This is a genomic window from Litoreibacter albidus (genome assembly GCF_900107015.1).
Classification (GTDB): Bacteria; Pseudomonadota; Alphaproteobacteria; order Rhodobacterales; family Rhodobacteraceae; genus Litoreibacter; species Litoreibacter albidus.
The window spans coordinates 603,081-622,493 of record NZ_FNOI01000002.1 but is presented as its reverse complement, the minus strand read 5'-3'; the positions used below and the strand labels follow the sequence as shown (position 1 = coordinate 622,493).

The 19,413-nt window shown below is 58.0% G+C and carries 19 protein-coding genes; 10 read left to right on the top strand and 9 right to left on the bottom strand.

From position 1 onward, the window contains the following. Positions 1-72 precede the first annotated feature (72 nt). From BLW66_RS08090 to BLW66_RS08080, 3 genes are all read left to right on the top strand, one after another. Positions 73-2,097, top strand: a complete 2,025-nt coding sequence (locus tag BLW66_RS08090) for an NADPH-dependent 2,4-dienoyl-CoA reductase (protein ID WP_089946613.1) — start codon at positions 73-75, stop codon at positions 2,095-2,097. Further along, positions 2,094-2,960: a zinc transporter ZntB gene (locus tag BLW66_RS08085; RefSeq protein WP_089946612.1), complete on the top strand. Its 867-nt coding sequence runs from the start codon at positions 2,094-2,096 to the stop codon at positions 2,958-2,960. Before BLW66_RS08090 ends, BLW66_RS08085 begins: the two co-directional genes overlap by 4 nt. Positions 2,961-3,104: 144 nt before the next feature. Continuing rightward, entirely contained in the window at positions 3,105-4,016 is a 912-nt protein-coding gene (locus BLW66_RS08080; RefSeq protein ID WP_089946611.1) for a LysR family transcriptional regulator, read from the top strand. Between the two features lie 30 nt (positions 4,017-4,046). Here the strand turns inward: BLW66_RS08080 and BLW66_RS08075 are convergent, their stop codons facing one another. Genes BLW66_RS08075 through BLW66_RS08060 form a run of 4 tightly spaced genes read right to left on the bottom strand, consistent with a single transcriptional unit; the run spans position 4,047 to position 7,002 of the window. Further along, positions 4,047-5,000 carry an OmpA family protein gene (locus tag BLW66_RS08075; protein ID WP_089946610.1) on the bottom strand — a complete coding sequence of 318 codons (954 nt, stop codon included), beginning with the start codon at positions 4,998-5,000 and terminating at the stop codon, positions 4,047-4,049. Continuing rightward, a complete protein-coding gene (locus BLW66_RS08070; RefSeq protein WP_280140669.1) occupies positions 4,997-5,566 on the bottom strand; it encodes a peroxidase-related enzyme in 570 nt (189 codons plus the stop codon). Before BLW66_RS08070 ends, BLW66_RS08075 begins: the two co-directional genes overlap by 4 nt. A 13-nt stretch (positions 5,567-5,579) precedes the next feature. Beyond that, entirely contained in the window at positions 5,580-6,284 is a 705-nt protein-coding gene (locus BLW66_RS08065) for a GNAT family N-acetyltransferase (RefSeq protein ID WP_244508580.1), read from the bottom strand. Next, entirely contained in the window at positions 6,271-7,002 is a 732-nt protein-coding gene (locus BLW66_RS08060) for a competence/damage-inducible protein A (protein WP_089946608.1), read from the bottom strand. The genes BLW66_RS08065 and BLW66_RS08060 overlap by 14 nt, the downstream gene beginning before the upstream one ends. 46 nt (positions 7,003-7,048) lie before the next feature. Here BLW66_RS08060 and sfsA point away from each other — a divergent pair, with 46 nt between their 5' ends. Genes sfsA through radC form a run of 3 tightly spaced genes read left to right on the top strand, consistent with a single transcriptional unit; the run spans position 7,049 to position 9,437 of the window. Then, on the top strand, positions 7,049-7,783 hold the full coding sequence (gene sfsA, locus BLW66_RS08055; RefSeq protein WP_089946607.1) for a DNA/RNA nuclease SfsA: 735 nt from the start codon (positions 7,049-7,051) through the stop codon (positions 7,781-7,783). 48 nt (positions 7,784-7,831) lie between these two features. After that, on the top strand, positions 7,832-8,644 hold the full coding sequence (gene map, locus BLW66_RS08050) for a type I methionyl aminopeptidase (RefSeq protein ID WP_089946606.1): 813 nt from the start codon (positions 7,832-7,834) through the stop codon (positions 8,642-8,644). A 43-nt stretch (positions 8,645-8,687) separates the two neighbouring features. Further along, complete coding sequence (radC, locus tag BLW66_RS08045) at positions 8,688-9,437, top strand: RadC family protein (protein WP_089946605.1); 750 nt, start codon at positions 8,688-8,690, stop codon at positions 9,435-9,437. A gap of 2 nt (positions 9,438-9,439) precedes the next feature. Here radC and BLW66_RS08040 read toward each other — a convergent pair whose 3' ends face one another. The 3 genes from BLW66_RS08040 to secA all read right to left on the bottom strand — a co-directional run bounded on the left by BLW66_RS08040 (position 9,440) and on the right by secA (position 14,644). Then, positions 9,440-10,990: a phosphate ABC transporter substrate-binding/OmpA family protein gene (locus tag BLW66_RS08040; RefSeq protein ID WP_342027816.1), complete on the bottom strand. Its 1,551-nt coding sequence runs from the start codon at positions 10,988-10,990 to the stop codon at positions 9,440-9,442. Positions 10,991-11,003: 13 nt separating this feature from the next. After that, complete coding sequence (locus BLW66_RS08035; RefSeq protein ID WP_139254546.1) at positions 11,004-11,867, bottom strand: hypothetical protein; 864 nt, start codon at positions 11,865-11,867, stop codon at positions 11,004-11,006. Positions 11,868-11,953: 86 nt separating this feature from the next. After that, positions 11,954-14,644 carry a preprotein translocase subunit SecA gene (secA, locus tag BLW66_RS08030; protein ID WP_089946603.1) on the bottom strand — a complete coding sequence of 897 codons (2,691 nt, stop codon included), beginning with the start codon at positions 14,642-14,644 and terminating at the stop codon, positions 11,954-11,956. Between the two features lie 180 nt (positions 14,645-14,824). Here secA and BLW66_RS08025 point away from each other — a divergent pair, with 180 nt between their 5' ends. The 4 genes from BLW66_RS08025 (at position 14,825) to BLW66_RS17900 (ending at position 17,556) form a co-directional block, all read left to right on the top strand. Beyond that, positions 14,825-15,673: a peptidylprolyl isomerase gene (locus BLW66_RS08025; RefSeq protein WP_089946602.1), complete on the top strand. Its 849-nt coding sequence runs from the start codon at positions 14,825-14,827 to the stop codon at positions 15,671-15,673. Between the two features lie 20 nt (positions 15,674-15,693). Next, the gene (gene argJ, locus BLW66_RS08020; RefSeq protein ID WP_089946601.1) at positions 15,694-16,929 is read left to right on the top strand and encodes a bifunctional glutamate N-acetyltransferase/amino-acid acetyltransferase ArgJ; all 1,236 of its coding nucleotides are present in this window, start codon (positions 15,694-15,696) and stop codon (positions 16,927-16,929) included. Continuing rightward, positions 16,926-17,324 (top strand): 8-oxo-dGTP diphosphatase MutT, encoded by a 399-nt coding sequence (gene mutT, locus BLW66_RS08015; RefSeq protein ID WP_089946600.1) that lies wholly within the window; start codon positions 16,926-16,928, stop codon positions 17,322-17,324. The genes argJ and mutT overlap by 4 nt, the downstream gene beginning before the upstream one ends. A gap of 94 nt (positions 17,325-17,418) precedes the next feature. Further along, complete coding sequence (locus tag BLW66_RS17900) at positions 17,419-17,556, top strand: hypothetical protein (RefSeq protein WP_170833432.1); 138 nt, start codon at positions 17,419-17,421, stop codon at positions 17,554-17,556. On the opposite strand, the gene hemH is transcribed toward BLW66_RS17900, so the two are convergent. Both hemH and BLW66_RS08005 read right to left on the bottom strand, forming a co-directional pair. After that, positions 17,553-18,596: a ferrochelatase gene (hemH, locus tag BLW66_RS08010; RefSeq protein ID WP_089946599.1), complete on the bottom strand. Its 1,044-nt coding sequence runs from the start codon at positions 18,594-18,596 to the stop codon at positions 17,553-17,555. The two genes, BLW66_RS17900 and hemH, sit on opposite strands and share 4 nt — an antisense overlap. 11 nt (positions 18,597-18,607) lie before the next feature. Next, the gene (locus tag BLW66_RS08005; protein WP_425283327.1) at positions 18,608-19,378 is read right to left on the bottom strand and encodes a methyltransferase domain-containing protein; all 771 of its coding nucleotides are present in this window, start codon (positions 19,376-19,378) and stop codon (positions 18,608-18,610) included. Positions 19,379-19,413 lie beyond the last annotated feature (35 nt).

Below are 19,413 nucleotides of genomic sequence, written 5' to 3'. Positions count from 1 at the left end.
TGCATGACGCCGCGTTTTGCGTGACGTGCGCGTAAGGCTGGGTAATGTGACTTCGAACGTTGGAGGACTTTCATGACAACTTACCCGCACCTTTTGGCCCCGCTCGACCTTGGCTTTACCACCTTAAAGAACCGCGTTCTCATGGGGTCAATGCACACCGGCCTTGAGGAAACCAAAGACTGGAACCGCGTCGCCGAATTCTACGCGGAACGCGCACGGGGCGGGGTCGCTTTGATGGTCACAGGCGGCATGGCGCCAAACCGTGAAGGCGGCGTTTTTCCCGGCGCAGCTGGGCTGTTTTCAGACGATGACATTGCCAACCACCGGATCGTGACTGACCGCGTACACGGTGCGGGGGGCAAGATCGCAATGCAGGTTTTGCACGCGGGGCGATATGCATACAGCCCAGAATGCGTGAGCGCCTCCGCAATCAAATCGCCGATCTCTCCGTTTCCGCCGAAGGAGTTGGATGAGGCTGGCATTGAAAAGCAGATCGCCGACATCGCGACCGCTGCCAGCCGCGCCAAAGACGCTGGCTATGACGGCGTCGAAATTATGGGTTCTGAAGGATACTTCCTGAACCAGTTCCTCGTGACGCACACCAACAAACGCGAAGACCGTTGGGGCGGCTCTTATGAAAACCGCATGCGGTTGCCGGTTGAGGTCGTGAAGCGCGTGCGCGCAGCCGTTGGCGCTGAATTCATCGTTATCTACCGCCTCAGCATGATTGACTTGATCCCGAACGGATCCAGCTGGGAAGAGGTTGTGCTGCTGGCCAAGGAGATCGAGAAAGCGGGCGCCACAATTATCAACACGGGCATAGGCTGGCACGAAGCGCGCATTCCCACGATCGCGACCTCCGTCCCGCGCCGTGCATTCACGTGGGTGACAAAGAAGCTGATGGGTGAAGTGTCGATCCCGATCATCACCTCAAACCGCATCAACACGCCGGAAGTCGGCGAAGACGTCTTGGCCGATGGTTGCGCGGATATGGTGTCCATGGCCCGCCCATTCCTTGCGGACCCCCATTTCGTTGCGAAAGCAGCGGCGGGCCGCAGCGCCGAAATCGCGCCTTGTATCGCGTGCAACCAAGCCTGCCTTGACCACACCTTTAGCGGCAAGATGAGCACCTGCCTTGTGAACCCCAAGGCCTGCTTCGAGACGGAGCTTCTGGTCGAACCCGCCACCAATGTGAAAACCGTGGCCGTCGTCGGTGCAGGACCAGCAGGCTTGTCGACAGCCTTGACCGCAGCGGACCGCGGGCATGCCGTTACCCTGTTCGACAAAGCTGCGGAGCTAGGTGGCCAGCTGAACATGGCCAAGAAAATTCCGGGCAAAGAGGAGTTCTTTGGGCTGGTAGACTGGTACCGCACGATGGTTTCCAAAAGCGCGATTGATGTGCAGCTTGGTACCGAAGCCACCGCCGACTTACTCGCCGGTTTTGACGAGGTTGTCATCGCCACTGGCGTTGCCCCGCGTGACACCCAAATCGCTGGGCAGGATGGCCCAAACGTGCTGTCTTATATCGACGTGCTGCGCGGCGGCGCAAAGGTTGGTAAGCGCGTGGCGATCATAGGCGCAGGCGGTATCGGCTTTGACGTGGCCGAGTTTCTAACAACGGATGACAGCCCGACCGTCGATCTCGACGCATGGATGGCAGAATGGGGCGTCACCGACCCAGAAGCCAAGCGCGGCGGCTTGGCCGACGGCGGCCCGAAGCCCGAACCGGCGGTGCGTCACGTCACCCTGCTCCAACGCAAGTCCGAGAAGCTAGGCAAACGGTTGGGTAAAACCACCGGCTGGATTCACCGCGCCGCTTTACAGATGAAAAACGTCGAGATGATTGGCGGCGTGAACTACGAACGGATCGACGCGCAGGGGCTGCATGTGTCCGACGGTGAGGCGCGGGAGAACCCGCGCGTGATCGAAGTGGACACCATCGTGATGTGCGCCGGTCAGGTGCCGATGCGCGCGTTGGCCGACGAACTGGAGGCCGCAGGCCGCGTCCCCCATGTGATCGGCGGCGCTGATGTAGCCGCAGAACTGGACGCCAAACGTGCGATTAACCAAGGCACCCGATTGGCTGCATCACTATGACCTACGAGTGGCATCATTTTGAGCTGGGAGACCCCAAATTGGGGGCCTTCCTTGATGCCAACGTGCCGCATATCGCGGCAGCTGCATTAACGCAGCCTGAAACACGACCGCGCTGCGATCGCTTGGGGGACGGCGTGATATTGAACCTGCGCGGCGTCAATATGAACGAGGGTCAGGAGGTCGACGATATGGTGTCACTTCGCCTGTGGGTCACTTCGGGCATGGTTGTCACTGTTCGCGTTCGCCGCATTTTTGCGCTCGACGATATTCGCCGGAAAATTGCCGACGGCGCCGGGCCGGACACCGTGGGAGAATTTCTAACCGCGCTGGTCACCGGTCTGACTGACCGCATTGAAGCCACCGCGCTCCGTCTGTCGTCTGCAACCGACGACATTGAAGATGACATATTGGACGGTAAGTCCGCACATGCACCAAAGCTCAGCCCGCTGCGCCACTCCACAATCAAGCTGCGCCGATACATCGGGCCGCAGCGCGATGCATTGGCGAAACTGGCGACACTCGACACGCCAGCCCTGACGGACTCGGACCGCCAGCATCTTCGCGAACCGGCGAACCGCATGGCATTGGCTGTGGAAACACTTGATGCCGTGCGCGACAGGTTGGTGGGCTTGCAGGATCATTTGGATACGCAGGTGTCACTCAGCCAAGGGCGCAACGGCTACGTTCTGTCCGTCATTGCCGGAATATTCCTGCCACTGGGCTTCCTGACGGGTCTGTTCGGTATGAATGTCGCGGGCCTACCGGGCACGGATTGGCCCTTGGCGTTTGCCGCATTATGTGGTGCGATGGTCGCAGTTACTGTGGCGCTGATTGCCGTGTTTAAGTGGCTCGACTGGATATAAAACCTGTTCGGAAACGCCTGTTTACCTGTTTCCATGCCCTCAACGATCCCTACATATTCCCCTGAATCGTCCAACAGACATCGCATTCCTGCCCCAATTGGTCCCGATAACGGCTCAAACGTCATGAGTTATTGAGGTATCCGAATGGACCGACTGACCGAAATGGAAGCATTTGCCACTGTGGTGGACCAAGGGGGGTTTACCGACGCTGCCCGCAAGATGGGGATTTCCAAATCCGCCGTCTCGAAGCACGTCTCCTCCCTTGAAACACGCCTTGGTGCGCGGCTTCTGAACCGTACGACACGGCGCGTCAGCCCTACCGAGATCGGACTTGCCTACTACGACCGCGCACGCCGCGTCCTGAATGATGCTGGCGAGGCAGACGCGCTGGTATCATCAATGCAAAGCGCGCCGTCTGGGCTGCTACGTATCTCGGTTGCGACAGACTTCGGGGTCAATCACATGTCCCCGATTTTGGGCGATTTCCTTGTGGATTACCCCGATATCACCGTGAATATGGTTCTCAACAACCGCTTTGTGGAGCTGATTTCGGAGGGTTTCGATCTTGCAATTCGCATCGGCGAAATGGAAGACAGCTCGCTCCGTGCGCGCAAATTGACAGAAACAACGAAGCGTCTGATCGCTTCGCCTGCCTACTTCGAACAGTTCGGTCGCCCCGAAAAGATCGACGATCTGAACAACCACAAATTACTGCATTATTCCAACCAGTCGGCTGGGAACGTGTGGAAGATCACTGCCCCATCTGGCGAGAAACGCCAAGTGCGCACGCAGGGCTGGCTGACGGTGAATGACGGCCAATCGCTTTTGAACGCATGTGTTTCAGGACTTGGTATCGCGTATCTGCCAAGCTTCCTTTACGCCGACGCCCTGCGCCAAGGTTTGGTGGAAGAAGCCATGCCAGAGCTTCCGAAAGAGACACAAGGCATCTACGCCGTCTACCCGCCGGGCCGCTACACGCAGCCCAAGGTGCGAACGTTCATCGACTTCCTTGTCGAAGCGTTCAAAGAAAAAGGCCCAGAGGTCTGGACCAACTAAGCGACGAATTTTCCCCGATGTTTGGCAGCATCACTGTTGGGTCGAGGTGATAATCACCTCGACCCTTCTGTTTAAGGTCCGCCCTTCTTCCGTCAGGTTGCTGGCGCGGGGGGATAGGTAGCCAACCCCCTCAGCTTCGATCTGTCTGCTCGGGATGTCGAACTCAGACCGCAGACGTGCCGCCACGGATTGCGCCCGTTTGCGCGACAGGCTGACATTGCCGTCCAACGACCCTTCCGCGTCGGTGTGGCCAACCAAGGCTACGCGAATAGTTGGGTTCTCTTTCAGGTATCCGGCCAAGTCGACCAGCGACAAAAACTTGCCCTCGCCCAATGCCGAAGAGCCAGTGTTGAACTCCAAATCGTCAAGAACCGCATGCCCGTCGCGTAAAAGGACCTCCACCACGGAGCCGAACTTAACGCTGGGCACGGAAGGGGCGATCTGGGCGACTTTACCGCCGGACTTTGCAGTCAGGGATGTGGCATCAGGACTGCCCATCAACACCATTTGAACAAAGGCGCTATCCGCGCCGCGGCTCACAAACAAACTCACATATTCCGGTACCGCGCCGCCCAGACGCTGTGCGGACAGGAACCGGAAGTCGCCCAAGTCGACATGCATCAAAGGTTCTGGCAGAACCTCAGTGGTAAAGCGGAAATCGAAGCCGCCGCAAATATCAGTTGTGCATTCGTACAACAGCTCGAACCCCGACGCCTCCAACTGTTGGCGCAGACTGTCCATGACCAAAAGGGACGTCCCAACACCCACATCCACCCGCCATGCACGGGTGATTTGGCGCCCTTCGGCAACAAGCGTTTGCACAAAGCCGTCCGCGTAGGGGCCGACTGGCAGCTTGTAGCTTTCGAATTCCTCGGTTTGCGAAAAGGTTTCCGTGGCAGGGCCGGGGAAGCTCAACGTCAACTCGGCTGCGGCTGGCGTCGCCAACAAAACGCCTAGCACACAAAGATAAAGGTAGCGGGTCATCTATGAGCCGCGTGGTATTCCGCGTTCGGCCGCATATCCACGGCAGAGGCCATTCGGTTTGTCATGTTAAAGAAGCTGGCCACTGACGCGATGTCCCAAATATCGCGGTCGCTGAACCCAACCTGGCGCAGCGCGTCACGGTCCGATTCTTCGATCCGGTAACTGGCTTCTGTCATCTGAACGGCGAAATCAAGCATGGCGCGTTGGCGCGCGTCTAACGGGGCCACGCGGTAGTTCATCACCAGCGCCTCGCCCAGCGCGGGGTCTCCCGACAACTGGCGCACTGCTGCGCCGTGAGCCACAAGGCAATAAAAGCATTTATTCACAGAAGACACCGCGACGGCGATCATCTCGCGTTCCAGCTTGGACAGGTTGCTGTCGCCAAGCATCAGATCATTATACATGCCGGTGAAGGCATCCAGCTTTACAGGATCAAAAGCGTAAGACTGCAAGACGTTGGGGACCATTCCCAGCTTTTCGGTGCAAATGTCAAAATACTTCTGCGTCGCCTCGGGCAGCGGGTCAGCCATCGGAAGATCAAGCGCGGTCACGGGTGTGTTTGTCACGGGGCAGGGCCTTTCAGGGTTTGATGCGGTAATGATACCGACCAACGACCGACATGCCCAGAGAGCTATAGAGCGATTGCGCCGCGACGTTTGATCCGGTCGTCACCAATGAAAAGTGGGTCGCGCCCTGCGCTTTCGCCCAATGCGCCGCCGCATGCATCATGCTCCGCGCCAACCCGTGGCGGCGGTAGTCTGGCAGCACCTCCACCGCGTGAACCATTGCTGTTGTGCCGTGCATCGCGACAAAGGCGCAGCCCGCCGCACGGTCCGATATGCGGCCAAGGATTGATGTTTTGGGTCCCGTAACGCGCTCCATAACCGCGATCCGTCCTGCGCCTATGCCGCCTTCGGCCCAAACGTCCTTCATAATTTGCAAAGGCGGCCAGATATCAAACGCGGTGACGGGTGGCACTTCCTCCTCAAAAATGGGCCCGAAAAAGAGGATGGACGGGTCAATGACTTGGTAGCCCAGTCCGTCCAAAATGGAGTCTAATCCGCCGTCTTCCTCCCTTAATGAGAACAGCGCCGATTGTTCGAGCGCCCTCATCGCAGATACGGCATCCGCCACATCACTTTGCTCAACAGCCCCCACCGGACGCGCGGCAGAGACGCGCTTGCCGCCGCCTTGCCCGTCGCGGATCAACCATGGGCCAACGCGGGTTTCTAGGGCTGCGGGCCACGTCGCATCCACGACGTCAAAGAGATCACTTATGTTCAACGCCAAGAGCCTTTGCGAGTTGTTCAATGACTGATTTCAGCCGCACAGGGTCAGTCCCGCGCGCAACAATGTTGCTGCCAAACACCCCGTCGATCTGGAACGGGTATGAGCCCAACGAGATATCAGGGTTCCCATCCGCCAAAGCGCCGAGCGGCCCCGCGATGTCGCCTTCGCCAATAAACACCCGCAACGTTTCCGATAGCAGCGGTTTTCCGCCTGACAACGTGGCGATGACTGTCGCGACCATAGCGTGAAACACTTTTGGGACGCCGGCCATGACATGCACATTCCCGATACTGAAACCTGGCGCGATGGACACCGGATTGTCGATCAACGTTGCGCCATCTGGAATACGCGCCATCCGCTTACGCGCGTCGTTGAACTCCTTGCCTTGCTCCGCGTAATGCGCCGCCAGCAGGTCGCGGGCATCATCGCGCACACCAACATCTGCGCCAAACGCGGCCCCGACGGCATCGGCGGTGATATCGTCGTGGGTGGGCCCAATGCCACCAGACGTGAATACATGATCATAGCGTGCACTAAGCGCCCTTACCGCGTCGACGATGTGATCATGTTCGTCTGAGACTACGCGCGCCTCCTTCAGATCGATACCAGCGGCAGTCAGCGCACAGGCCAGATGGTTGGTATTGGTGTCCTTTGTGCGGCCCGACAATATTTCGTCCCCGATAACAAGCATGGCGGCGGTGGGGTTGGGCATGGTGTTATCCTTGATTGGCTACTCCCTTTCGGTATAGGCCCCGCTTATGCGCTTTCAAACCCCACTTGTCCCCGCGCGGCTCATCCGCCGCTACAAACGCTTCCTTGCCGATGTCGTGCTGGAAGATACCGGGCAGGAGGTTACCGCGCACTGCCCCAACCCCGGTGCCATGCTGGGGCTGAAAGACGAGGGGCTGCGCATCTGGCTGGAACCCAACGACGATCCCAAGAAAAAGCTGAAGTACGGTTGGCGGGTCGCGGAGCTTTCGGGGGGTGATTTTGCCTGTATAGACACTGGAATTCCCAATCACGTGGTGAAGGAAGCGCTGTTGGCGCGACATGTCCCAGAACTGTCAGCCTACCATAGCGTAAAGCCCGAAGTAGCTTATGGCACGGGCAGTCGCGTGGACTTCCTGCTGTCGCAAGACGGGCTTCCAAACGCTTATGTCGAAGTGAAAAGCGTAACACTGCGCCGTGATGAAACATTGGCGGAGTTTCCGGATTGCGTCACCATCCGCGGCGCCAAACATTTGCGGGAACTCAGTCAAATCGCTGAGAACGGCGCGCGTGCCGTGATGCTGTACCTACTTAGCCGCACCGATTGTTCCGAACTGAAGATTGCCGCAGACTTAGATCCTAACTACGCCCAAGCCTTCGATATCGCCCGTGCCCGTGGCGTGGAGATGCTATGTTATGCCTGCGATATTTCGCCGGAGGGCATGACACTAACGAGCGCGCTTCCGGTTGATCCATCCCCGCAAGCTGGCCCAAGGGTGGTCTAACGCTAAATCGCGCCTTATATGTGCGAAAAGAAAACATCGGAGTGACCCGTGGACGACAAAACGCACAAAGGCCGCATCACCAAGCAAGGCATCCGCATCTATGACGAAGCGGACTTTGCAGGCATGGCAAAAGCAGGCGAGTTGGCTGCGCAAATCCTCGACAGCATGGTCGACCTTGTGAAACCGGGTACCACGACAGAAGCGCTCGATGCCGCTATCACGAAGATGGTGAATGACGCGGGCTCCACCTCGGCCACGATTGGCTACAAGGGCTACCAGCACGCCAGCTGCATCAGCGTGAACCATGTGGTCTGCCACGGCATTCCCGGTCCTAAGCTGCTCAAAGATGGCGACATCCTGAACATCGACGTCACGGTCATCGTAGATGGGTGGTTCGGTGACACCAGCCGCATGTATGTCGCCGGAAAGCCGAACCGCAAAGCGGAGCGCCTTATTCAGGTGACACATGACGCGTTGTTTGAAGGCATCATGGCGGTGAAGCCCGGAAACACCTTTGGTGACATCGGGCATGCGATCCAGAAGTACGTAGAGGGCCACCGCATGTCCGTCGTGCGCGACTTTTGCGGCCACGGTCTGGGCCGCGTCTTCCACGCCCCACCGAACGTGTTGCACTACGGTCGCCCCGGCACCGGCTCTATTCTGGAGGAGGGCATGTTCTTCACCATTGAGCCGATGGTTAACCTTGGTCGTCCAGAGACAAAGGTGCTTGCCGATGACTGGACAGCCGTGACCAGAGACAAATCCCTGTCAGCCCAGTTTGAGCATTCAATCGGGGTTACGGCGGACGGGTGCCAGATCTTCACGCTGTCCCCCAACGGGAAGTTTCACCCTACATATTAGGGCGCTTAACCCACAATTAAGTCGAATCGAATGAACTGGCGCTATGACATTGCACCAGACTCATATGAATGACGCCTTGCCGGGACTCCAACCGCACCGCATTTCCATCCCGCGCGCAGTGCGCGCAGAACAACATGGCCACAGGCAACGGGTTAGGGATCGATTTTTGAAAGCTGGTTGCGATGCAACGCTGGATTCCGACCTGCTGGAACTGGTTCTGTTTCGCGCTATCCCAAGGCGGGAGGTTCATAGTTTGGCGCGGCGTCTACTGGCGACATTCGGGGACTTTAACGGCGTTATCGCGGCCTCAGCCAATAGACTGGCAGCGGTACAAGGCGTGGGCACCAGCGTCATACAGGAGCTGAAAATCGTCGAGGCAGCCGCGCAGAAAATGGCCCGCAGCAAGGTGATGCACCGCGACGTGCTGTCGTCATGGGATGCGCTTTTAGAATACTGCCGCACCAAGATGGCGCGCATGGAACGTGAACAGTTTCGAGTGTTGTTCTTAGACCGCCGCAACAGGTTGGTCGCCGATGAAGCACTTCAAACGGGAACGGTGGATCATGTCCCCGTCTACCCACGGGAAGTGGTGAAACGTGCGTTAGAGCTTAACGCAAGCGCGCTCATCCTCGTCCATAACCACCCGTCTGGCGACGCCACACCATCGGATGAGGACATCGCCATGACACGCCAGATCGCGACCGGCGCCGAAACACTGGGGTTGAGCTTGCATGACCACCTGATCATCGGGGCCGCGGGGAACTACTCGTTCCGCTCTCACGGGTTGATCTGAGGTTATTTAACCCAAACCTCTACACGCCTGTTAATCGCGCGGCCCCACTCCGTGTCGTCACACGCCATTGGAAGCGCCTCCCCAAAGGCATCAGGCCGCACCGTCACGCGCTTGAAATCGGCGTCCGGCGCCGCCTCCTTCAGTAGACGAAGTACGGATCGGGCGCGTTTCTTGGACAAAGACAGGTTCGGCCCAGCGGGGCCTTCGCCGTCGCTAAACCCGACAAGCAACAGGTCGCGATTGTTAAATGCACCCGTCTCCAGCGCGCGGGCAAGGCGGATGATGTTTTCTTCCGACTGGACGTCCAGCCGCGTGCCGCCGGTAAACCGGAACGTCGTGGACAGTCGGTCGCGCTCACGCAGGGCTTCCACCATCCGTTGCAGGTCTTCTAGTGACACCTCCGGCCCAGCCTGCGAAATTGCATGGGCCAACCTGTCACCTTGATCATCAAAACTTGTTTTGGTGATGGCCTGGTCCACAAACCCCGCCCTGCGAATTACTAAATCGGCAGCGGGGTCTTGGGTGAAATCCAGAAACTCCCGCGCGATAAGGGGCAACCGGCGGGCTGGCGTGTATAGCATCAGTGGTAGCGTCAGCGGGTAATCTTCCGCCCGCAATGCGGCAAGGGTCGCACTCGTTTCAAACCCGCAAGCCCCCGCTACACGCATCGGAACTGCATTGCCTGTCTCACTGAGGGTCGTCAAACCAATGGCGAACGTGTCATCCGCAACACTGTCGGCCACATCTTGGAGCAACGTATGATGCGTTGCACCCGCTCCGATAGTGCTATCGCTTTGTGCCAACACACGGTCTTCAAAAGTCTCTAGTAATCCCGATTCCGGCATCGGCAGATGACGGACGATCGGGACATCGGGCCCACCAATATCGGACCACCGCGTCGCTTGTCCCGACAAGGCCGCCGCCATTTGATCCAGTGAAAGGCTCCGCAACGGCTGGCCCGGCGCTGTGACCGCGACGATCCCGTCCAAGGCAACTACGCGCGCACGCCGCCCTTTCAACAAGTCACCGGACGCCGCTGTTCTAGCCATCGAAACCTCGGATTTCCGCGGCTCACGCAAGACCATCGCGATGTCCGCCTCTTCGGCGATCAGGTCGGCATATCCTTCCGCCGTGGTCCCCGATGACAACTCGAAACGCGCTTGAATGCGTTCTTGGTCGCTCAACACAAAGGTTGATTGCCGCTCATCCGTGACTTCACGCACAACAGATAGCTCGTTGCGGATGGCGAAAGCTTGGATAAGCGCGGGGATCAAAACCTCCGCCATGCGGTTCGCGCCAGAGAAGCGCACATCGGCGACAAACGCGTTCAGATCAGGGCATCCCGGTCCGTCGCAAGTCACACCCCCACCATCAAGGGTTAACGGCCCGTAAATCGTCTCAACGCGGTAAAACTCACCATCATAGGTCAGCAATGTGCCTTCGATCTGGATCGCGCCATCGCGTGACGTTAGCTGCACATCATTCGCAACCGCCATCGCTGCGGACGCACAAAGCAAGGTTGCCGCCCAGATACCACGCCAGAAAAATCGCAAGAGAGTGCCCGCCTTAATACTGCGAAAGCTGCAGGTCCTGAAGAACGTTCTTCAGTTCAAGACTTTCACCAATTGCGTCACATCCTAGCCCTTTCAGCCTCAGATCGTAAGTGGCCGCAGGTTCCCCCGGAACGCCCCTGCGCACACGGGCTTCGTGGCCGGATCTACAGTTGGATGCCGTGACAGGCGCCAGTACGGACAGTCGAACAACGCCAGATGCCGTCTGGGTATCCATGCGGCTGGAGAAGACGTGCAGCACAGAGCCCTTCGCGTCAACCGACTGGCCAAGATGCATCAGCGTGCCGTCCAGCGCCTTCGGTGCCTTGGCCACCAACGCGCCCGGATCGACGCCATCCCACTGCAAGGCCACACGCGCATAGTTGCGCGCGTCCGGCACTTCGGCATCAGCCGACAGGACCGTGCCGTCAGACAAATATACCTTGACCACCGCATCTGCGGTGAGTGCGGGCAGGAGCAGATCAAGCTCTCCGGTCATGGGCATGGGTACGGTAAACGAGAGACCTTCGTGTTCCAGCCGGACCATATCGTATGGGATGCACGGGGCGGAGACCCTGACGGCCAGCATCGCATCAATAGCAACCGCCATCGACAGCGACGGGCCGCATGCGCTCCCGAAGTTAGAGATATTCGCCTGCCGCATCACCATATCCGCAACCGGTGCCATAGCATCATGCACGGGCATGGAGACTGGCGTGAACGCCTCGGCATCCAGCGCGGCACCTTGCGGTATATCGGGAGAAGGAAGGGCCATTTTTGGTAGCGGCGGGGTGATCGCCGCAACAACACTCTCGGCCACCGCGGGGGATGCGACACCACACCACGCGGCCAACACCACGTTTCTTATTATTCTGCTCATCTGCCTGCCTTGCCGAGTATTCTCGTTACAATGTGCAGTCAGCGTAGCAGAATAACGGCCTTAGCGGAACAGGGGTATTTTACCCCTTAGCCAATCTCACCGTGGCAGTGTTTGAACTTTTTACCAGAGCCGCACGGGCAGGGGGAGTTGCGTCCCGGATTTCCCCAAGTGGTCTGGTCATTCTCATCAAAGCCAGGTGCTGCGACGCCCTCGTGTTCCGCCTCCAACTCCTCAACGGCGGCACCGCCGTTTTGCTGGGCTAGGAACTGCTGCATCAACTGCTCTTGTTCTTCCTCGGACAGCGGACGTACCTTCGACAGTTTCTCCGTCACATCGACGCGCAGGCTATCGAGCATGCCTTCAAACAACTGGAAGCTTTCGGTTTTGTATTCATTCAGCGGATCGCGTTGCGCATAGCCACGGAACCCGACAACCGAACGCAGGTGCTCCAGCTTCAGCAAGTGGTCGCGCCACTTGCCGTCGATGGTTTGCAGCAGGAATTGCTTTTCGATGTTGCGCATCTGCTCTGGGCCGAAGTCTGCGGCCTTCTTAGCCATAAACTTGTCGGACTCGTCATACAGACGCTCACGGATATCGCCGTCATCGACGCCTTCTTCCTCCGCCCAAGCGATGACCGGAACGTCGAGCCCGAGGGTCTCCATCACCGCGACATACAGGCCTTGGGTATCCCACTGGTCTGCATAGGATTTCGCGGGGATGTATTGGTCGACCAGATCGTCAATCACCTGATGACGCATATCTTGGGTAATCTCGCCGACGTCTTCGGCTTCCATGATTTCCATACGCTGGCCGAAGATGGCTTTGCGCTGGTCGTTCATCACGTCATCAAACTTCAAAAGTTGTTTGCGAATGTCGAAGTTGCGGCCTTCCACCTTGGCTTGGGCCTTCTCCAACGACTTGTTCACCCATGGGTGCGCAATTGCTTCGCCTTCTTTCATGCCCAGAGTGGACAGCATCTTATCCAGACGTTCAGACCCGAAAATGCGCATCAGGTCATCTTCCAATGACAGGAAGAAGCTGGAGCGGCCCGGATCGCCTTGACGGCCGGAACGACCACGCAGCTGGTTATCGATGCGGCGGCTTTCGTGGCGCTCTGTTGCCAGAACGTAAAGGCCACCGGCGGCTTTAACTTCTTCTTCGGCTTTGGATTGCTCCGCCTCGATGCGTGCGCGAATGGCCTCTGGATCGCCCTCAGGGTCTGCTTCCAACGCGTCCATGATCTTCATCTCGACGTTGCCGCCAAGCTTGATGTCGGTACCGCGACCCGCCATGTTGGTGGCAATGGTCACCGCACCCAACATGCCTGCGTTGCCCACGATTTCGGCTTCGCGTTCGTGCAAGCGCGCGTTCAGCACGTTGTGCGGTACGCCGGCTTGTTCCAGCAGTTGCGACAGAAATTCGGACTTCTCAATAGAGGTCGTGCCGACCAGAACCGGCTGCCCCGTAGCGTGCGCGGTTTTGATTTCCTCGACGATCGCTTCGTATTTCTCTTTGGCCGTGCGGTAGATCGCATCATGCTCATCAATACGGGCGATTGGCTTGTTGGTTGGCATCTCAACCACGCCCAAGCCGTAGATTTCCGAAAATTCTTCGGCCTCGGTCGCGGCGGTACCAGTCATGCCGGACAGGCGATCATACAGACGGAAGTAGTTTTGGAACGTGACCGAAGCCAACGTGATGTTCTCAGGCTGGATCGCGCAGCCTTCTTTTGCCTCAATGGCCTGATGCAAACCGCCAGACAAGCGGCGACCCGCCATCATGCGGCCCGTGAACTCATCAACCAGCACAACCTCGTCGTTGCGCACCATGTAGTCTTTGTCTTTGTGGAACGCTTTGTGGGCCTTCAACGCCTCGGTGACGTGGTGGACAAGCGATGTGCTTTCCGGATCGTAGAGCGACTGTTCTTCCGGCAGAAGCTCCATTTCGCGCAGGCGGGTTTCCAGAAAATCGTTGCCTTCGTCAGTGATCGTGACAACGCGGGTTTTCTCATCAAGCTTGTAGTGTTCCTCGGTCAGTTCCGGGATCAGCTTGTCGATGGTGATGTAAAGCTCTGAGCGATCTTCCGAGGGGCCGGAAATGATCAGCGGCGTGCGTGCTTCGTCGATCAGGATCGAGTCTACCTCATCCACAACCGCAAAGTTATGGCCGCGCTGCGCCATTTCGTCCAAGTTGGAGCGCATGTTGTCGCGCAGATAGTCAAAACCCAGCTCATTATTGGTCGCATAGGTGATGTCAGCCGCGTAGGCGGCCCGCTTTTCTTCGTCAGGCTGCTGCGGATACACGACGCCCGTGGTCAAACCCAAGGCCGCATAGACCTTGCCCATCCATTCGGAGTCGCGCTTCGCAAGATAGTCGTTCACGGTTACGATGTGGACGCCCTTACCAGACAAGGCGTTCAGATACGCGGGGAAGGTAGCCACAAGGGTCTTACCCTCACCGGTTTTCATCTCGGCGATGTTGCCTTGGTGAAGGAAGATACCACCCATCACTTGGGTATCGAAGGCACGAAGGCCCAGCGCGCGCCGCGCCGCTTCACGCACGTTCGCGAAGGCTTCGGGCAACAGATCATCAAGGCTTTCGCCGGATTGCGCGCGCATGGAAAGCTGCTCTGTGCGCTGTTTGATCTCGTCATCGCTGAGGGCTTCGAACTCCGCCTCCAGCGCGTTGACCTTTGCCACCAACGGCCGGACAGCCTTTACTTTGCGGTCGTTCGGCGTTCCGAAGACCTTTTTCGTAATGGTACCCAAACCCAGCATATTTCCGCGCCTTTTGTGATGGCTAACAATTTAGTGTCTGGCTCCACCTTGCCCCTTACGCCGCCGCATCATATCTCGACAGCTAAGACAAGACGCGCCTCAGACCTCTTGGCGATGTAAGGGCCGTGTCTATTAGTGTCAACGCTGCGCCCCCGTGCAGCCCCTGAGGAGACAGATAATATGGGCAAATTTTCAACACTTCTGCGTGCAACCGGCCTTGCCGTCACCGTCGCAATGCCAGCGATGCCTGCACTTGCGCAGGACGCAAAGACCGTCATGGCAACCGTGAATGGCACTGACATCACGCTTGGTCACATGATCGCGCTGCAAGAGCGCCTGCCAGAACAGTACAAACAATTGGAAGATGCAGTTCTTTTTGAGGGCATTTTGGATCAATTGATCCAGCAAACCGCTCTGAGCCAAGAGATGGAGAAAGATCTGTCGGGCGCGATCGAGCTTAGCAAAGAGAACGAAATTCGCGCGTTCCTTGCGGGCGAACTGCTGGCCAAGATTGGCACCGCCGACCTTGACGAGTCCGCGATCCAAGACGCCTACAAGGCCCGTTACGCCGAAGGTGAGCCAGAAACCGAATTCAGCGCGTCCCACATTCTTGTCGAGACCGAAGAGGAAGCCAAAGAGCTGGTGACCCTTCTGGAAGGCGACGTCGACTTTGCAGAGCTTGCGAAAGAAAAATCGACTGGCCCAAGCGGCCCGAGCGGCGGTTCTTTGGGTTGGTTTGGCAAAGGCGCGATGGTCCCAGAGTTTGAACAAGCCGTTGTGGCGCTTGAAGATGGTGCCGTGTCCGAGCCTGTCCAAACCCAATTCGGCTGGCATGTTATCAAGCGCAATGAGAGCCGCATCAAAGAAGCCCCCGCGCTGGACGATGTCCGCGACGAGATTGAGCGTGAGCTGCGCGCAAAAGCCATCGATGACGAAATAAACCGCCTTACGGACGCGGCAGACGTCACCCGTGTAGAGGTAGCTGTTGATCCGACAGCCATCCGCAATGTAGGCCTGTTGTCGAAGTAACCGACACAAGGTCTGCCATCATGGCCAAGATTACCAAAGTATCCCCCCTTGCACCCAAGGGGGGCTTCCCCCAGCTACCCAATATCGACGGCGTGCGCTTTTCGACCGTCGCTGCGGGCGTCAAATACGCCGGACGCACCGACGTGATGCTGGCCCATGTCGACGCGGGCAGCACAATCGCGGGCGCGTTCACACGATCCTCCACACGGTCTGCACCTGTCCTTGACTGCCAAGCGAAGCTGGGCCGCGTCGAGGATGACAACAAAGGTTTCGCTTTTCTGGTGAACTCCGGAAACTCCAACGCCTTTACCGGTCGCGTAGGCGTTGAAGCTGTGGAGGCGATCACCAGCGCCACGGCCAAAACCTTGGGCCTTCCTGTGTCTCACATCTATACATCATCCACTGGCGTCATCGGGGAGCCATTGCCCCACGCCAAGATCACGGCGGCCTTGGATGATCTCGCCGCCACTCTAAGCGCGGACGCCATCGAAGACGCGGCGCGCGCCATCATGACCACCGATACTTTCGCCAAGGGGGCAACAGCCACCTGCGAAATCGGTGGCGTAGAGGTCACCGTGGCGGGCATCGCTAAAGGCTCCGGCATGATCGCGCCGGATATGGCAACGATGCTGGTCTACATTTTCACGGACGCCAAAATAAGCCAGCTTGGCCTTCAAGAGATGGTGTCGCGCCTGAATGAGGACACGTTCAACGCCATCACCGTGGACAGCGACACCTCCACCTCCGACAGCCTGCTGGTTGCCGCAACGGGCACATCCGGCGCAATTGCCGACGACAACGAAACCTTTGAACGCACTTTGGGCGTTGTGATGAAAGACCTTGCCCACCAAGTGGTGCGCGACGGAGAGGGGGCAACCAAATTTGTCGAAATCCACGTCGAAGGCGCAACAGACAACGTTGATGCCCGCAAGGTCGCCATGTCCATTGCCAACTCCCCCTTGGTTAAAACAGCTATCGCTGGAGAGGATCCGAACTGGGGTCGCGTCGTTATGGCCGTCGGTAAATCGGGCGCACATGCAGATCGCGACACGCTGTCGATCTGGTTCGGCGATGTTCTTGTGGCCAAGGATGGTTGGGTGTCGCCCGACTACGTCGAAGCCGACGCTGCCGCCCATATGAAGGGCGAAGATCTACGCATCCGCGTCGATCTGGGGCTTGGCGCAGGTCATAGCACGGTTTGGACCTGTGACCTGACGCATGGCTACATCGAAATCAACGCGGACTACCGGTCGTGAAGACCGTCCTTGTTTCTGCCGTCGCCTTGATCGACGCAGACGGTCGGGTGCTGCTGGCGCAGCGCCCCGCCGGCAAGTCGATGGCTGGCCTTTGGGAGTTTCCTGGCGGCAAAGTGGAACAGGGGGAGACGCCAGAGCAGGCATTGATCCGTGAGCTACAGGAAGAACTGGGAATTAACACGTGGCAAAGCTGCTTGGCCCCGCTGACTTTCGCCAGCCACAGCTACGATGACTTTCACCTGTTGATGCCATTGTTCGCGTGCCGGAAATGGGAGGGCATCCCGACCCCGCAAGAGGGCCAAACATTGGAATGGGCACGCCCGAACGCGCTGAAAAACTACCCGATGCCCCCTGCCGACATTCCGCTGATCCCGATTTTACGAGACTGGCTATAGGGTTACAGAATTCCAAAAATTGATTTGGTTTTTTTGTGGCGCACGGGGAAAACCTAGGTAGAATCCCCCTCAATTAACTTTGGGGGAAGTTACTATGCTACGTACCGTGACAATCGGCAGCTGCGTTTCTATTCAGGGCATCTTCGTGAAGGCGCTTGAAAACGGATTTATCCGCATCAAGGTCGACAACAACACTTATGACGGTCGCCCTATCGTCCAGCGCACGGGCTAGACCCACCCTTTCAGGTTATCATCAATGACTTGGGCCAGCGCCGCGATATGCGCTGGGTCATCGTTCAGGCACGGGATGTAGGTAAACTGCTCGCCGCCTGCTTCCTCGAAACTTTCCTTGATCTCTTCGTTGATCTCCTCAAGCGTCTCGATGCAATCCGCAGAGAACGCAGGCGCAATTACGGCGATTTTTTTCTTACCGCTCTCGGCCAGTCGGGCCACTTCTTCTACAGTGTAGGGCTTTAGCCATTCCTCACGACCAAAAACCGACTGGAAAGTCGTGATGATGTCCGTGTCCGCCCAGCCCAGCCGTTCCTTCAGCAGGCGCGTGGTTTTCTGGCATTGGCAGTGATACGGGTCGCCCTCCATCAAATACCGGATCGGCATTCCGTGGTAAGAGCACACCAGCACATCAGGCCGCTCAATCCCCGCGTAAGCCTTCTCCACCGATTGGGCTAAGGCTTCAATATAGGCCTCATTCTCGAAGTACGCCGGAACAGTGCGCGAGGAAGGTTGCCACTTTTCATCCATAAGGGCGCGGAAGAATTCGTCGTTTGCCGTCGCGGAGGTTGCGCCCGCGTAATGCGGATAAAGCGGGAAGAACACGATCTTGTCGCATCCTTTTGCGATCAATTCTTTGACCTTGGATTTGGTCGACGGGTTGCCATAGCGCATGCAGAAATCAACCTCGACATTGTCGCCGTATTTGTCACGCATGACCTTCTTCAAGGCTGCAGTTTGCTCCTTGGTGATCGTCAGAAGCGGGCTCTCGCCCTTGTCGTGGTTCCAGATGCTTTTGTACGCCTCACCGGACGCGAAGGGGCGTTTCGTCAAAATGATGAGTTGCAGCAGGGGCTGCCACTTCCACGATGCGATATCGACAACCCGTTTGTCCGACAGGAATTCATTCAGATACCGGCGCATCGGCCAGTAGGTGTAGTCGTCCGGCGTGCCAAGGTTGGCAACCAGCACGCCCACCTTGCCGAATTTCACCTTGGGGTGGTCTGCGTCAGCATGTGGCAACGGTGTTGGGTTCATCATCTGCATATTCCTTATTTGTCGTCACCATTAACCGGTTTCGCGTCTTGCCCCAACTCGGTCGTGTTTAAAAAATCCGCCAGTCGGGTCGAGGCCGACCCAGGTTGCAGAGGTTTCTGCTGCGATTCAGACGGGGCCCATCCGGTCAGGAAGATCATCTCAAACGTTGCCGTGACCCGATCCGCGTCCAAAGCGTAGTGTTCTGAATATATACGGGCCATTTGCGTAAATAGATCACGTGGTGGCGGTGTTTTTTGCCGATCCATCAACGCATTGCCCTCGCCCATCGCCCGCAAGTCCCGCAGCAAGGCCATAGGAGAGCCGTAGCTCACACTCCTTTTGGAGCTGTCAGCCACTGGCAAAGCAAGCCCTGCGCGTTGCAGTAAGCCGCCCAGATCGCGGATTTCGCCCATTGGCGCAACGCGCGGTGCCAGCCCACCGGAAAGCGCTGCTTCGGCCTCCGACAACGCGGCGCGGAGCTCCACAAGGGTTTGCCCACCCAGAAAGGCTCCGATGAACAGGCCATCGGGCTTCAACGCGCGGCGGCACTGCACCAATTGGCCAACAGGATCATTCGCCCAATGAAGCCCCATCGCATGGATCACCAGATCGTGCGCGCCAACCTCTAGCGCCACAACATCATCATCGGGAACCACCACCGCATTGGGGAAGGCCTGCGCCCAATACTCGGGGTGGCCCGTCACAATCGCAGGTGACGTAAACGACCTGTTAACGTCGATCAGTCTTTCTTGAACCTCGAACAGTGCCTCGTCATGCAAGAACATGGCGGGCCCTTGTGCTCTGGCCCGCGCACGTTGTC

Coding starts and splice junctions, on each gene's coding strand:
- BLW66_RS08085 (WP_089946612.1), top strand. CDS start 2,094: ATGACCTACGAGTGGCATCATTTTGAGCTGGGAGACCCCAAATTGGGG.
- BLW66_RS17900 (WP_170833432.1), top strand. CDS start 17,419: ATGCTACGTACCGTGACAATCGGCAGCTGCGTTTCTATTCAGGGCATC.
- radC (WP_089946605.1), top strand. CDS start 8,688: ATGACATTGCACCAGACTCATATGAATGACGCCTTGCCGGGACTCCAA.
- secA (WP_089946603.1), bottom strand. CDS start 14,644: ATGCTGGGTTTGGGTACCATTACGAAAAAGGTCTTCGGAACGCCGAAC.
- hemH (WP_089946599.1), bottom strand. CDS start 18,596: ATGATGAACCCAACACCGTTGCCACATGCTGACGCAGACCACCCCAAG.
- BLW66_RS08025 (WP_089946602.1), top strand. CDS start 14,825: ATGGGCAAATTTTCAACACTTCTGCGTGCAACCGGCCTTGCCGTCACC.
- BLW66_RS08075 (WP_089946610.1), bottom strand. CDS start 5,000: ATGACCCGCTACCTTTATCTTTGTGTGCTAGGCGTTTTGTTGGCGACG.
- sfsA (WP_089946607.1), top strand. CDS start 7,049: ATGCGCTTTCAAACCCCACTTGTCCCCGCGCGGCTCATCCGCCGCTAC.
- BLW66_RS08035 (WP_139254546.1), bottom strand. CDS start 11,867: ATGAGCAGAATAATAAGAAACGTGGTGTTGGCCGCGTGGTGTGGTGTC.
- BLW66_RS08080 (WP_089946611.1), top strand. CDS start 3,105: ATGGACCGACTGACCGAAATGGAAGCATTTGCCACTGTGGTGGACCAA.
- BLW66_RS08090 (WP_089946613.1), top strand. CDS start 73: ATGACAACTTACCCGCACCTTTTGGCCCCGCTCGACCTTGGCTTTACC.
- argJ (WP_089946601.1), top strand. CDS start 15,694: ATGGCCAAGATTACCAAAGTATCCCCCCTTGCACCCAAGGGGGGCTTC.
- BLW66_RS08005 (WP_425283327.1), bottom strand. CDS start 19,378: ATGTTCTTGCATGACGAGGCACTGTTCGAGGTTCAAGAAAGACTGATC.
- BLW66_RS08060 (WP_089946608.1), bottom strand. CDS start 7,002: ATGCCCAACCCCACCGCCGCCATGCTTGTTATCGGGGACGAAATATTG.